Genomic DNA, 14,302 nt, shown 5'->3' with positions numbered 1-14,302 from the left:
TGAATGCCCCCTTTTACCAAGAAGAGCTAAGAGGTATTATCTCTTAGCTCTTATCATGTTGTTTTATATATTGTTCGATTTTGTTTTGTATAATGCTTCTATTAGCAAGATACTGTTTCTGCTTCTAATAATTCTTTAGCACCTTTGTACTCTACACCGTGAGCTTCTGCAACTGCTTCGAATGTTACATAGCCTTCTAATGTATTAATACCTTTTAATAATGCAGTGTTGCCTAGGCAAGCTTCTTTGTAGCCTTTGTTAGCAATTTGTACTGCATATGGTACTGTTACGTTTGTTAATGCAAGAGTTGATGTACGTGGAACCGCACCTGGCATGTTTGCAACTGCATAGTGAACAACGCCGTGTTTTTCATAAGTTGGGTTATCATGAGTTGTAATACGGTCAGTTGTTTCGAAAATACCACCTTGGTCAATCGCGATATCTACAACAACAGAACCTTGTTCCATTGATTTAATCATTTCTTCTGTTACAAGTTTTGGCGCTTTTGCACCTGGGATTAATACTGCACCGATTACAAGATCAGACTCTTTTACAGCTTCTGCAATATTGTAAGGATTAGACATTAAAGTTTTTACTTGGTTTCCGAAAATGTCATCTAATTGACGAAGACGTTCTGCACTTAAGTCGATGATTGTTACATCCGCACCTAGTCCAACTGCAATTTTAGCAGCATTTGTACCAGCTTGTCCACCACCGATAATTGTTACTTTACCACGTTTAACTCCTGGAACACCTGCAAGTAAGATACCTTTACCGCCTTTGTTTTTCTCAAGGAATTGCGCACCGATTTGTGCAGCCATACGACCAGCTACTTCACTCATAGGTGCAAGTAATGGTAATGAACGGTTTTCTAATTGTACTGTTTCATATGCGATAGCAACAACTTTCTTCTCGATTAACGCTTTTGTTAATTCTGGTTCTGGAGCTAAGTGTAAGTATGTGAATAAGATTAAACCTTCGCTGAAGTGTTTGTATTCGCTTTCAACTGGTTCCTTAACTTTCATAACCATTTCCATGTTCCAAGCTTCTTCAGCTGTATCAACAATTTTTGCTCCCGCTTCAACATACTGAGCATCTGTGAAACCAGATCCTACACCTGCATCCTTTTGAATGAATACTTCGTGATTGTTACGAACTAAATGTACAACACCTGCTGGTGTCATTGCCACACGGTTTTCGTTGTTTTTAATTTCTGCTGGTACCCCAATACGCATAATGAAATGCCCCCTTATAATTAACAGAAAAAAGGAATTCTTTTTTCTTTTTGTAATAATTAATAACTTATGTCCTTATTCTAGCATAACTTAAAAATTATGAAAACGCTAACATACCATTTTTTTAAAGTTTATATATTTAGAATAGTGTAAATATACGAAACATTGATTCTATTGGGTTATTTGTACCATCTCATTATCTATCACTCTATTTACATTATATCCATTCAAAACGCATAGTAATTATTTATTATTTGACAATAATGTAACAATGCAAAAAAACTAAGTAGTTACGTATACACTTATTACTTTGTACAATACTTTAGAAATATATTCTTTCCATAAAAAAAACAGCTACTAGCATTTAGCCAGCAGCTGGATAACTTATAAATAACTTTGAAAATAGATCTTCTGTCGTCTCACTAATTTTATCAAACATATCACTTTCACGATCTTCTTGCTCTTTTAACATCTTAATTGTTTCACGTGCGTCTTCAGGATAATCGGTAATGATACCATCCACGTTTAACTTATAATATGCCTTTAAACTTTCCATATCATTTACTGTCCATACGTAAATTGGCTTGTTTAGCTTCCTTGCTTCTTTTACTAATTTCTTATTTAACATGTATTCTTCTGCTACATAAAAATCAGCCTTCACATTCTTTAAGTTAGCTCTACTCGCATACAGTATGTATCCTACTTTTATATTTGGATTTGCACGTTTAAACTCTTTAATAAGCGGATAGTGTAACGTTTGAATGACACATTGCTTCTCAAATTCATTATCTTTAATCGCTTTTAATACTTTGTTTACGAAATCTTTTTCGCCACCATGAAGCTTCACTTCAATATTAAGTTTGATTTTTCCTTTTGCCAGCTTAATGATCTCATCAAGTGTACTTATTTGTCCTGAAAACCCATCTTGACTAAGGGTAAGCTGTCTTAACTCCTCCATCGTTAAATCTGACACGTGAACATTAGCATTCGCAAGACGTTTTAGCTTCAAATCATGTATAACTGCTAGTTCACCGTCTTTTGTTTGCAGTACATCAATTTCAGCGTAGTCTGCTTTGGCATCAATAGCCCCCTGCAGAGCTTCTTTCGTATTCTCTACACCTTTTGAAATATAACCACGATGAGCCATAATAATTGGTTCTTTATATGAATTTGAAATAAACGTTACAATGAAGGCAACGACCATTCCGGCAGTAATAATTCCTACAATATATACACCAATAAATTTCCAACGATGTTTTTGGAAGAAACATTTATCTGCTTTTGTTTTCGAATAATCTAATCCTTCTTCTAATAAAACATCTTCAACCGGAACCTTTTGTAAATACAATCGTGTTATTGCCATAATATAAAATGGTGTCACGATAAAACTAAATAAATACAATGTACTCGTTAAAAATACAGACATTGTTGATTCTGCTAATAATGCAAATGTTCCCTGTGGATTTGTAAATTCATACATGCCCCATAGACACAATAAATACATTCCAAAAAATACACCGTACACAATCCCTATTGAAATAAAAAATCCTACTAAAAAGAATAGTACTTTAAAAAAACTTTCTTTTACTAACATTGCACTTTTACGTGCTGCTGTGCGAAACGGCTTTTGCTCTAAAACAACAATAGGTAGAACAAAAATCCAGCGAAGGTTCAAATACGCAACTACAGCAAAGAACGTGTAATAACCAACTTGTCCCATCGTTGTCTTAAACAGTTCTCCTGTAATAAAGTTAGGAATTTGAATTTGCGGAATTAATGCCGTTTCATATCCAAGATTTAAAAGAGGTAACAATACGACAGCATATAAAATAAATCCTGGTAAGCAATATGTGAAAAGAGTAGGTAAATACGTTACGGTTTTATATAAAATCGGACGTAATTTCACCTTTTGTCTTTTATGAGCGAAGTACGAAATGATAATAAGCACCGCAAATTCCGTAAAGATAAGAAACAGTGCTAACAATGATAAAATTATGATTGCCAAAATGCCGTATGGTGTCTTTAAAAACGCTAATAATTCATCATTCGTCGCATTTGCATAACCACCAAAATACAATAACTTATTAAAAATGATCCCAAATAGCGGGACAAATACAATCGCTGCTAATAATTTATAAGCAAGTTGAAAGGTTAATACATTCCAAAAAGCAAATCTAACTGTTTGAAAGGAATGTCCCATTACCCCTGGTATAGATAGTCTTTTACGGTGTTGCATATATTCCTCCACATTCTAAAACGATATTTGAGATGGATTCCATATTTCCATTTCCAACCCATCTTTTTAATAATAATATATTCCGCTTAACATGAACACTCTTATACATACAATGAAAAAGTGATGGCTACTTGCCATCACTTTTTCATTTACTCTATTTTTTCTCTAACCCTTGACCAAATGCTTTCAAGAAGCTAAAACCGAATGTAATTGCTCTATTGATATCTGGATCTTTTAACACTTTAAAGAAATCCATCACTTTTGTTTTTTTACCACTATTTAATTCCTCTGTTGCAAATTGTAATCCAGTGACTAAACTAGATGTTATTTGTTTCGTTATTTCTGGGTCCACTGAAGATAATGCCTCTCCTGCCCCCATCATATTGTTTAATGCATTCTTTACTGGTTCACGATTCAATTGTTCAACAGCTATTTTGGAAACATCTTCTTTTGCAGCAAGTAAACTAATTGCTGCATCTAAAATTCCAGCTTTTTGCAACTGCGCTAATAGCTGCATCGTCTCTTCTACTGCTTCTCTATTTTCAGCTAGATCATTTAACAACTCATCTGTTACTTGCTGTTTTTTTTCTTCTTCTGTTACAATCTTCTTTTTAATTAAAGTAATCTCTTTTGCCATTATCTCCGCCCCCTAATTCTGGTCCACAAGTGATACGTATTGTTTTCTTTGCCACTTTCGCTCGATTTCAACACCATTTTGCGGATGACGTTTTTTATCTCTCGGGTTTGAAGATGGTAACGGACGATTTCCTTTTTCACGTAATACGCGCAGTTTCACCATTGTTTGTTTATAAGCTGGTGTACACGTATAAATGTCTGTTGCTGTTCCTGTTAAAATATTGATTGCCTCTTCATTTACTGTCGCATGCATCGGCAAATATAACTCATTTCCAGTTACGCGATCTGTAACAAGCGCTTGTACTTTGATTTTTCCAAATGGTGATGCTAACTCTACAAGACCACCATCTTTCACATTGCGTTCTTTAGCAAGTTCAGGTGAAATTTCAACAAATACTTCAGACACTTTAGATAAAATACCAGCCGACTTATTCGTCATATTCCCTTCATGGAAATGCTCTAGCATACGGCCATTATTTAATAGTAAATCATACTCATCTGGTGCTATAACTGGCGGAACCCATTCATCTAGTGATAAACGTGCTAGTTTGTCTGGGAAGTTAAATCCATCTACATATAATAATGGTGTATCACTACCATCATGGCTACCCCAACATAAACTATTCCAGCCTTCTAGACGGTCGTACGTCGCTTGAGAGTATAACGGTGCAAGCGATGCAATTTCGTCCATAATTTCACTTGGACTTCCATAATTCCAGTCTCCGCCCAGTGCACGAGCTACTTTTTGTAAAATCCACCAATCTGGCTTAGAATCACCAAGTGGCTTCAATACTTCATACAATCTTTGAATACGGCGCTCTGTATTCGTAAACGTTCCTTCTTTTTCTAAGCTTGGTGCTGCTGGTAAAATAACATCGGCGAAACGAGCTGTTTTCGATAAGAACATATCTTGAACAACAAGGAAGTCTAAATTCGCTAAAATATGTTGTACATGGTTGGCATTTGAATCTACTAAAGCCATTTCTTCTCCCATAACATACATACCACGCAGTTTTCCTTCTTCGGCCGCAAGTAACATTGCGATATTATTTAATCCCGGTTCTTTCGGAATCGTAGTACCGTATGCTTTTTCAAATTTCGCACGATGCACATCATCTGAAACAGCTTGGTAACCCGGAAGCCAGTTCGGTAATGTCGCCATATCACAAGCACCTTGTACGTTATTATGCCCGCGTAACGGATACGCACCGGCACCAGGACGACGGTAGTTACCTGTAACGAGAAGTAAATTTGAAATTGCTGCTGACGTTGTACTTCCTCCTGTATTTTGAGTTACACCCATTCCCCAAAGTACACAAGTACCATCTGCTTCATATACCATACGAGCCATTTCTTTTAACTGAGCTTTAGAAATCCCTGTAATTCCCTCAGTATAATCAAGCGTATATTTTTCTAGCATTTTGCTATATTCATCAAAATTCTTTACATTTTCAGCTATGAACTTTTTATCGTGCCAATCTTGATCGATAATGTATTTCGTTATCCCAGCAAGCCATACATAATCCGTCCCTTGACTCGGGTGAACAAATATATCAGCACGCTCCGCCATTTCATGTTTACGAAGGTCTGCGACAATTAGTTTTTGTTCATGTAATTTATGAGCACGCTTCACTCTAGTTGCAAGTACAGGATGTCCTTCTGTTGGATTTGCCCCAACAATAATAACAAGACCTGCCTCAGCAATATCTTTCACTGTTCCAGCATCTCCGCCCATACCGACAGTTTTAAATAAACCGTCTGTTGCTGGAGATTGGCAATAACGGGAACAGTTATCTACATTATTTGTTCCATATATTTGACGAGCTAGTTTTTGCATAAGATAGTTTTCTTCATTTGTTACTTTCGAAGAAGAAATAAACCCAAACGCATCGCTACCATACTCTGATTTAATATGTTGCATATTAGATGCAACAACTTCAAGAGCCTCTTCCCATGAAGCCTCAACAAACATATCCCCTTGGCGAATTAACGGCTTTGTAATACGCTCTTCACTGTTCACAAAGTCCCATCCGAATTTTCCTTTTACACATGTGGAAATACCATTAACCGGTGCATCTGAAACAGGTTGCACTTTTAAAATTTGACGATCTTTCGTCCATACTTCAAATGAACAACCTACACCACAAAATGTACAAACTGTTTTTGTCTTATTAATTTTCGTCTTACGCATCGCGGACTCTACTTCTGAAACTGCTAAAATACTGCTATATCCAGGCTCTACATCTTTTACAAAATCAATCATTGGATTTAGCACATCTGGTTTTAAACCAGTCATAAATCCAGCTTCTCCTAGCATCGTTTTTTCCATTAATGCATTACAAGGACAAACTGTTACACATTGCCCACAGCTAACACAAGACGAGTCATCTATACTCACACCATTGTCCCAAATAACACGTGGACGGTCTAAACTCCAATCAATCGATAAAGTTTCATTTACTTGTAAATTTTGGCATACTTCTACACACTGCCCACAAGCAATACATTGATTTGGATCGTATCGATAGAATGGATGCGACGTATCCACTTCGCATGCACTTACTTTCGGTTCATATGGATATTTCTGTTCTTCAATCTCCATCATATGTACTGTATTATGGACTTTACAGTTACCATTATTGTTATCACATACTGTACAATACAATAAATGATTCTCTAATATTCGATCCATCGCTTCAGTTTGTGCTTCCTTTGCACGTTCCGATTGCCTCTCAATATGCATGCCATCTTCCAACTTTGTCGAACAGGCACGTAGTAAACTTCCATTCACTTCTACAATACATGTATCACAAGTTTGAATAGGATCTACCTCTGGTACATGACAAATTTGAGGATGTTCTAAATTACTTTCGTTAAACAATTGGAGTATCGTCTTTTCACCTGATACGAAAAATTCTTTACCATCAACGGTTACACGGACTGTCTGTTCTGTCATAGTTTCCCCTCTCCTTACAACTAACTGTACAACACAATTATGAATCCGTTTTCATAATTGTGTTGTACATATTTTTGAAGCGCCCTGTTGAAATACTTTCCTTTGGAAGTCGATTCTAGATGTTATAAGGTATAACTAAGAAAGCTTGAAAATGTCGCTATTCTACAAATCTATTATATCGTACATATACAATAATAACCAAAATAATCTGCCATCTTCTTGTTAGTAGATGCTTTTGTTTTTTCGATGTTTTATGATAAATATGGAGAAAAATACATATAAAGGGGAATTTAATATGGGGCCTATTCAAGAAACATATACAATTGTACGTTATCAATCTGGTACATTTTCAAAACAAACCGATGAGGTTGTTACGGAATCTCCCATTACAATTAAATTAAATAGCGAAGAATACGTAACAGTTGTATGCACTCCTACTTACATTGAAGATATGGTAACCGGTTTTTTAATTTCTGAAGGAATTATTTCTTCTTATAAAGATATTGAAGAATTATGGATCCAAAAAGAAAACGGAATTGTCCATGTAAAATCATCAAAAATTAATCCGCTCTATCAAACTTTATATAATAAACGGTACGTAACTTCTTGTTGCGGGAAAAGTAGACAAGGTTTTGTTTTCGTCAACGATGCAGCAAAAGCAAAAAAGTTACATGATATACATATAACTATTACTCCGGAAGAATGTTTTCACCTAATGACTTCCTTACAACAATCTTCAACTACATTTCGCCAAACGGGTGGTGTGCATAATACCGCTTTATGTGATCGAAATAACATTCTTTTATCAAGAATGGATATCGGAAGACATAATGCGCTAGATAAAATATACGGTCATTGTTTACGAAACAATATCTCTGTTCAAGGGAAAATCATTGCGTTTAGCGGACGCATCTCATCTGAAATTTTGTTAAAGGTTTCAAAAATAGGTTGCGAAATTGTTCTATCTAAATCAGCTCCAACTAAACTAGCCCTGCAACTCGCCCACGATTTAGGTATTACCGTAGTAGGATTTATTCGAAATGGATCTTGCAATATTTATACACATCCGGAACGAATCGATGGCTACAAAATAAACGATTGAATACGTAAAAGAAAGTGAAAATTTAATCAGTGGAGGTTTTTCCCTCCTCACTGATTATTAGCCCAACCAATCGGGCTTTTACGGGCAATCCGACTCCCACGAATATTTGGATAAAAATGACTCCTTTACAAAGTGGGAATTTTAGTTATAAAAATGTAATATATTAAAACCTTGAATAGTTAATAAAGTTAATATATAATTTCATTACATAAAGTGAAACTATAATCAGTGGGAGGTGTTCATCCCCCACTGATTATTAGCCTTCACCAATCGGGCTTTTACGGGCAGCCCGACTCCCACCTAACTTCTTTGCTCCAGCCGAATTTTGAGGTAGGAGTTTTACTGCCCACAAATAGCGGGATAAATAAAATGAAAACATAGTAGCATAATCTTTTCATTCTTTTACAAATTAAGAAAGAATAGTCACAGAATACATTTAACTAAACTTAATCTTACAAAGTTAATGAATTAAATTTGAATCAATCTAGGAGGTTACAACTATGGAAATTCGCTTATTAACAACAGAGGATGCAGAAATTTATTTGAAAGTGTGTATGGAAGGTTTAATGAAAAACCCTGAGGCTTTTAGCTCTTCTTATGAAGATGTTCTTAAACAGGAAAACCCTGTCGCTGCTATGGCAAAGCGATTAAGCAATCCGGATAAGTATACTCTAGGTGTCTTCAAAGATAATGATTTAATCGGTATTGCTACTCTAGAAACAAAGCCATTTATTAAGCAAGAGCATAAGGCAAAAATCGGCTCAGTTTTTGTTTCTCCAAAAGCGCGTGGCCTCGGTGCAGGACGAGCTTTAATTAAAGCGATTATTGAAAATGCCGATAAATTACATGTAGAACAGCTTATGCTTGATGTTGTCGCTGATAACACTGCTGCAAAAAAATTATATGAGTCCCTCGGCTTCCAAACTTACGGTGTGCAAGAACGGTCCTTAAAACATAATGGCCAATATTGGGACGAAGAGCATATGGTTTTATTCTTAAATAATTAACATTTTAATATAATTTTTCAAAAGCATCTTCTTATTAATTAAGATGCTTTTTTCATTACAACAATGTAATCTTCATGTCACCTTTATCGATCGTTCCAATCCTTTCCATTCGTTATACTAAAAATATAAAGTGAAACTTCACTCAGCGAGGAGGATCCGTCCCCCGCTAATTATTAAATGAACGTATAGCATGCAATTGATATGTAGAGGAGAATGTAACATGAAACAAAACAAACAAGCTATCTTTTTAATATTTGCTACAGCAATTGTAACTTCTGGACTGGCAATTCTACCCTGGTTTATTATATAGAACACATTAAAAAAGCTTATTGCTTCTTAAGAAGCAATAAGCTTTTTTTCTATTATAAAATCCCGAAAAATTTATTTACACAACTTATCATAATAAGCATAGATACCGCAACACACATTACAATCGCATTACGATCTTGCTTTTCTTTTTGTAAACGTTCTACTTTTTTACTCATGTGTACAATCCCCTTTATATTAAAAAAAGTGTGAGATAGGAAATTTTTCTTATCCGATGCGAGGTGAATACGAAAACCCTCTCTATCTCACATACACAATAGAATGGAATTGTCATTTTATAAATAAAATGACATGACGTTATGTCGCAACATAGGGTATTTGTGTCGCTACGTTTTCTATTATAAAAAATAGTTGTGCAAAACTAGTGCATTTTTTATGTCAATTGCCCTGATTGAAAAAATCAGCCATCCATTCAATCACATAAAAAGAGTTTTTTATTATTTTCATGTAAACTATACAAGTAGAATGAATAGTTTGGGGTGCACAAGATTATGGTGAAAATTTTATTAGTAGACGATGAAGAACGTATGTTACGATTGTTAGATCTGTTCTTAAGCCCTCGTGGCTATTTTTGTATGAAAGCTACTTCTGGCCTTGAAGCGCTAGAATTAATCGAACAAAAGGACTTCGATATTATTTTATTAGATGTTATGATGCCGAATATGGATGGGTGGGATACTTGCTATCAAATTCGGCAAATTTCCAACGTTCCAATTATTATGCTAACAGCTCGCAACCAAAATTATGATATGGTCAAAGGCCTGACCATGGGAGCAGATGACTATATTACAAAACCATTCGATGAGCATGTATTAGTTGCGCGAATCGAGGCTATATTACGCCGTACGAAGAAAGATGGCTTTGTTAGCTTCAATGGTATTGAGTGGGATAAAACGAAACATACTGTTACAGTTTATGGTGAAAGAATCTCACTAACTCCTATTGAATTCTCGTTACTTGGACTCTTTTTACAAAATACAAACCGTGCTTACAGCCGTGATGATTTAATTGAAAAAATTTGGGGATATCAAACAGACATCGAATACAGAACTATCGATTCACATATTCGTAATATCCGTGATAAATTACGCAAAAAAGAATTTCCAGTTGAAGATTACTTAGAAACCGTCTATAAAGTCGGATATAAATGGAAAAGTGAATAATTACTTTAATCAGTGGGGATGGATAAAACCCCACTGATTAAAGTTTCACTCTATATGAAATAAGGTATGGTGAGAAAATGAGCAAACTTTCCCTTAAAGTTGGGACATACTTTTTAATATTAGCTTTATGTATTGAAACAATTGCCTTCGTATCTTTTTATAAGAACCTTTCAAACATACGCATTGAAGAGGAAACTCTTGCTCTTTTAGAGAAAGGAAATCGCTATAGTAAAATGATTAAAAACCGCGCGAAGTGGGGTGCATATTCTAAAGAAAGGCAACTCACAGAAAGCGCTGAACACAGTAAACGGCCTAAACGTGCTGTGTACCCCGAGTTTGATATCAACACTGAGGCTGAACACTTAGTTGAATCAGAATTAATTGCTAACTCTGATATAGCTATCATTATAACAGACAATAACGGCAAAATTATTTCTACCTCAGAACCCGTAACGAAAGAAATGCAAAAACAACTTACTTGTAAAACTGAGACTATCCCAGAAGGTGGATTAATCGTTGAAAAAAACTGGAAAAAATCAAAATTCATCTCAACAGTAAGCCCGCTGGAAATTCAAGGATTTCAAGGTAAGTTATATATGTTATTAAAGACATCTTTCTTAGAAAATATGTTGCTTAAACTCATGAATCAATTTCTTATCATTAGTGTTTTGACAATTATTTTAACTACTATTTCTGTCTTTGTTTTTTCTCGTGTTATTACAGAACCGCTTATAAAAATGAAGCGGGCGACAGAAAAAATGTCAAAATTAAATAAGCCGATTCAATTAGGAATTAAACGAAATGATGAACTTGGAAGCTTAGCAAAAACGATTGAAGATTTATCTAGTGAACTTACGTATATGAAAAAAGAACGAAACGAATTTCTCGCTAGTGTAGCGCATGAATTACTAACTCCATTAACCTATATGAAAGGTTATGCAAAGGTAGCAAAAAGAGATTCTCTAACGAAAGAAGAACGTGAAGAATACTTACAAATCATTGAAGACGAAACGGATAGTGTAACCGATCTCGTACAAGATTTATTTATGCTTGTACAATTAGAGCAACACCAGTTTGTTATAAAAAAACAAAAAGTAATTCTTAAACCATTTTTAGAACGAATGGTTGAAAAAACAAAAACAACATTAACAAACAAACAAATGCAACTCCATGTACATTGCAAAGATGATTTAGAAGTTTGCATAGACGAAAGACGTATGGAACAAGTTATGTTAAATTTATTACACAATGCCTATCAACATTCACCAGAAAACACTTCTATAATAATACGTGTACTAACCAGTGCGAATACTTTTACAATAAGTGTACAAGATGAAGGTGAAGGTATTCCAAAAGAAGATATCCCACATGTTTTTGATCGCTTTTACCGTGTCGATAAATCCAGAACACGAGCTACAGGTGGAAAAGGTATCGGACTGGCTGTTGCAAAAGAGATTGTAGAACTTCATAATGGTTCTATTGAAGTTAAAAGCGAATTAGAAGTCGGAACAGAATTTATAATTGAATTACCATTTGTATAATATATGCGTGAAATCACCAGTGGTAGTCAACACTACTGGTGCTATTTTATTTATAAAACCAACTATTATAAGCTAAGCTTTTGAAATTATTCTTATTTCAATATAAAATATAGGTATAACTGTCAAAGATTTGGAGGGTGATACAATTGGATATCCATGTATTAACAAAAGACGAAGCAGAAATTTACTTAGAACTTCGAGTAGAAGGATTAAAACAAAATCCGGAAGCTTTCAGCTCTTCTTATGAAGATATTATTAATAAAGAGTGTGCTATTGAATATAAAGCTCAAAAATTAGCACAAGATGAGAACTATACACTAGGTGCATTTAAAGATGGCACTTTAATCGGAGTTGCAACACTGGAAACGAAACCATATGTAAAACAAGAACATAAAGCAAAAATCGGTTCAGTATACGTGTCTCCAAAAGCACGCGGACTTGGAGCGGGAAAAGCACTTATTAAAGAATGTCTTGAGCTTGCTAAATCTTTAGAAGTAGAGCAAGTTATGCTTGATGTTGTTGTCGGAAACGATGGTGCAAAAAAACTTTATGAGTCATTAGGCTTTAAAACATTTGGCGTGCAAGAACGTTCATTAAAATATAACGGACAATATTGGGATGAAGAGCATATGGTTCTTTTCCTAGATGAAGAAAAATAATAAAAAAACATCCTCCATTTATGAGGATGTTTTTTACTTTCTTGTAAACCATGCTGTATATAATAATTGAATGGCCTCTTCAATTTCTTCCTCTAATAAAGTCGCAAATCCAAGCAATACTGTACTTTTGGGAGAAGTCTCTTCCTTATAATATATCGAAGCAGGATACACTTTAATACTCCTTTCAGCTGCAGCTTCCATTAATTCTTTCTCTTCCATCCCATTATGCACTTTTAATAAAATATGTAGGCCGGAATCTTCCCCTATTACTTCAATGCGATTAGAAAAATATTTTTCTAATACCGAAACAAGACGGTCTCTCTTCTTTCGGTACACAACACGCATTTTATGAATATGTTTTTCCCAATGCCCGTCATTTAAAAATTTCCTAATGATCTCTTGATCCATTCTTGAAACGCTTTGTGTGTAAAATAAATATTGTTGTTGATACTTTTTAATCAATTTCTTTGGTAACACCATATAGCTCATCCGTAATGATGGCAACAATGCTTTAGATAGCGTCCCCATATAAATAACTTTCCCGTCTGTATCTAACCCTTGCAGTGCCGGTATAGGTTTTCCCGAATAACGAAATTCACTATCGTAATCATCTTCAACAATATACCTACCTTCTTCTTTCTTCGCCCATTGTAAAAGCTGCATCCTTCTCGTGATAGGCATAATCATCCCATATGGAAACTGATGAGAAGGTGTAACAAACACAATATTAGCTGAACTATTTTCTAACTCTGAAATACAAATACCATCTTTATCTAAAGATAACATTTGAACATTTTGTTCACCCTGTTCAAAAACAACCATCTTTCGGTGGTAGCCTGGATTTTCAACTGCATAACCACTTCCTTTTAACAATTGAAATAACAACTTCACTAATATTTGCGTACCAGCTCCGATTACAATTTGACTAGCCGAACATCGCACACCTCTAGATTCATACAAATAGCTCGCGATTGCTTCTCGTAAACTTACCTCCCCTTGCGGATGTCCAATAAAAAGTAAATCTTTATTTTCAAATTGCCATACCTCGTTCGTAATTTTTCGATATACATGAAACGGAAAAGTGCTAGTATCCACACCCGTTTGAGTGAAGTCAAATTTATACACCTGCTCTTGAAAAGGTACTTCCCCTATTACCTCTTCGCTACCTTCCGCATGAATCATTTGCTCGATTTCACATACAAAATAACCTTTTCTAGAAATCGACTCAATATATCCTTCGGCAAGAAGTTGCTCATAAGCTGCCTCTACTGTATTTTTACTTACTTGTAAATATGTTGCTAGCTTCCTCTTAGCCGGTAATTTCGTAAAAGATAGAATCGTTCCATCTTTAATTTCTTTTTTTATATACTCATACAACTGCACATACAATGCCTTCTTACTATTCATATTTAAATTAGGCGTTAATTCTAACATAATATC

The 14,302-nt window shown here is 34.9% G+C and carries 12 protein-coding genes; 5 read left to right on the top strand and 7 right to left on the bottom strand.

All coding sequences use genetic code 11. The annotated features are described in order from the left end of the window. Positions 1-101: 101 nt before the first annotated feature. From ald to fdhF, 5 genes are all read right to left on the bottom strand, one after another. The gene (gene ald, locus QCI77_RS03080) at positions 102-1,235 is read right to left on the bottom strand and encodes an alanine dehydrogenase (RefSeq protein WP_002010453.1); all 1,134 of its coding nucleotides are present in this window, start codon (positions 1,233-1,235) and stop codon (positions 102-104) included. Positions 1,236-1,599: 364 nt separating this feature from the next. Beyond that, positions 1,600-3,471 (bottom strand): glycerophosphoryl diester phosphodiesterase membrane domain-containing protein, encoded by a 1,872-nt coding sequence (locus QCI77_RS03075; protein WP_256486380.1) that lies wholly within the window; start codon positions 3,469-3,471, stop codon positions 1,600-1,602. Continuing rightward, positions 3,458-3,580: a hypothetical protein gene (locus tag QCI77_RS03070; protein WP_012260287.1), complete on the bottom strand. Its 123-nt coding sequence runs from the start codon at positions 3,578-3,580 to the stop codon at positions 3,458-3,460. Before QCI77_RS03070 ends, QCI77_RS03075 begins: the two co-directional genes overlap by 14 nt. Before the next feature lie 45 nt (positions 3,581-3,625). After that, positions 3,626-4,108 carry a helical membrane plugin domain-containing protein gene (locus QCI77_RS03065; RefSeq protein WP_002140332.1) on the bottom strand — a complete coding sequence of 161 codons (483 nt, stop codon included), beginning with the start codon at positions 4,106-4,108 and terminating at the stop codon, positions 3,626-3,628. A gap of 12 nt (positions 4,109-4,120) precedes the next feature. Next, positions 4,121-7,063 carry a formate dehydrogenase subunit alpha gene (gene fdhF / locus QCI77_RS03060; RefSeq protein WP_113770587.1) on the bottom strand — a complete coding sequence of 981 codons (2,943 nt, stop codon included), beginning with the start codon at positions 7,061-7,063 and terminating at the stop codon, positions 4,121-4,123. A 295-nt stretch (positions 7,064-7,358) separates the two neighbouring features. Between fdhF and fdhD the strand changes: the two genes are divergently transcribed. After that, positions 7,359-8,165: a formate dehydrogenase accessory sulfurtransferase FdhD gene (fdhD, locus tag QCI77_RS03055; RefSeq protein WP_353824489.1), complete on the top strand. Its 807-nt coding sequence runs from the start codon at positions 7,359-7,361 to the stop codon at positions 8,163-8,165. A 500-nt stretch (positions 8,166-8,665) separates the two neighbouring features. Then, positions 8,666-9,172, top strand: coding sequence for a GNAT family N-acetyltransferase (locus QCI77_RS03050; RefSeq protein ID WP_002010444.1), 507 nt, complete (start codon positions 8,666-8,668; stop codon positions 9,170-9,172). Between the two features lie 362 nt (positions 9,173-9,534). Here QCI77_RS03050 and QCI77_RS03045 read toward each other — a convergent pair whose 3' ends face one another. Further along, positions 9,535-9,657 carry a hypothetical protein gene (locus QCI77_RS03045; RefSeq protein WP_002029704.1) on the bottom strand — a complete coding sequence of 41 codons (123 nt, stop codon included), beginning with the start codon at positions 9,655-9,657 and terminating at the stop codon, positions 9,535-9,537. A 333-nt stretch (positions 9,658-9,990) separates the two neighbouring features. On the opposite strand from QCI77_RS03045, the gene QCI77_RS03040 reads away from it, so the two are divergent. The 3 genes from QCI77_RS03040 (at position 9,991) to QCI77_RS03030 (ending at position 12,862) form a co-directional block, all read left to right on the top strand. Continuing rightward, positions 9,991-10,662: a response regulator transcription factor gene (locus QCI77_RS03040; protein WP_002010439.1), complete on the top strand. Its 672-nt coding sequence runs from the start codon at positions 9,991-9,993 to the stop codon at positions 10,660-10,662. Between the two features lie 77 nt (positions 10,663-10,739). After that, complete coding sequence (locus QCI77_RS03035; RefSeq protein WP_002188251.1) at positions 10,740-12,203, top strand: sensor histidine kinase; 1,464 nt, start codon at positions 10,740-10,742, stop codon at positions 12,201-12,203. A 146-nt stretch (positions 12,204-12,349) separates the two neighbouring features. Next, positions 12,350-12,862, top strand: a complete 513-nt coding sequence (locus tag QCI77_RS03030) for a GNAT family N-acetyltransferase (protein ID WP_002029700.1) — start codon at positions 12,350-12,352, stop codon at positions 12,860-12,862. A 33-nt stretch (positions 12,863-12,895) separates the two neighbouring features. On the opposite strand, the gene pdxR is transcribed toward QCI77_RS03030, so the two are convergent. Next, complete coding sequence (pdxR, locus tag QCI77_RS03025; RefSeq protein ID WP_353824488.1) at positions 12,896-14,296, bottom strand: MocR-like pyridoxine biosynthesis transcription factor PdxR; 1,401 nt, start codon at positions 14,294-14,296, stop codon at positions 12,896-12,898. Positions 14,297-14,302: the final 6 nt, after the last annotated feature.

The organism is Bacillus cereus group sp. MG9, from assembly GCF_040459995.1.
In the GTDB taxonomy this organism is placed as follows: domain Bacteria; phylum Bacillota; class Bacilli; order Bacillales; family Bacillaceae_G; genus Bacillus_A; species Bacillus_A mycoides.
This window is presented reverse-complemented; position numbering and strand designations above follow the sequence as displayed.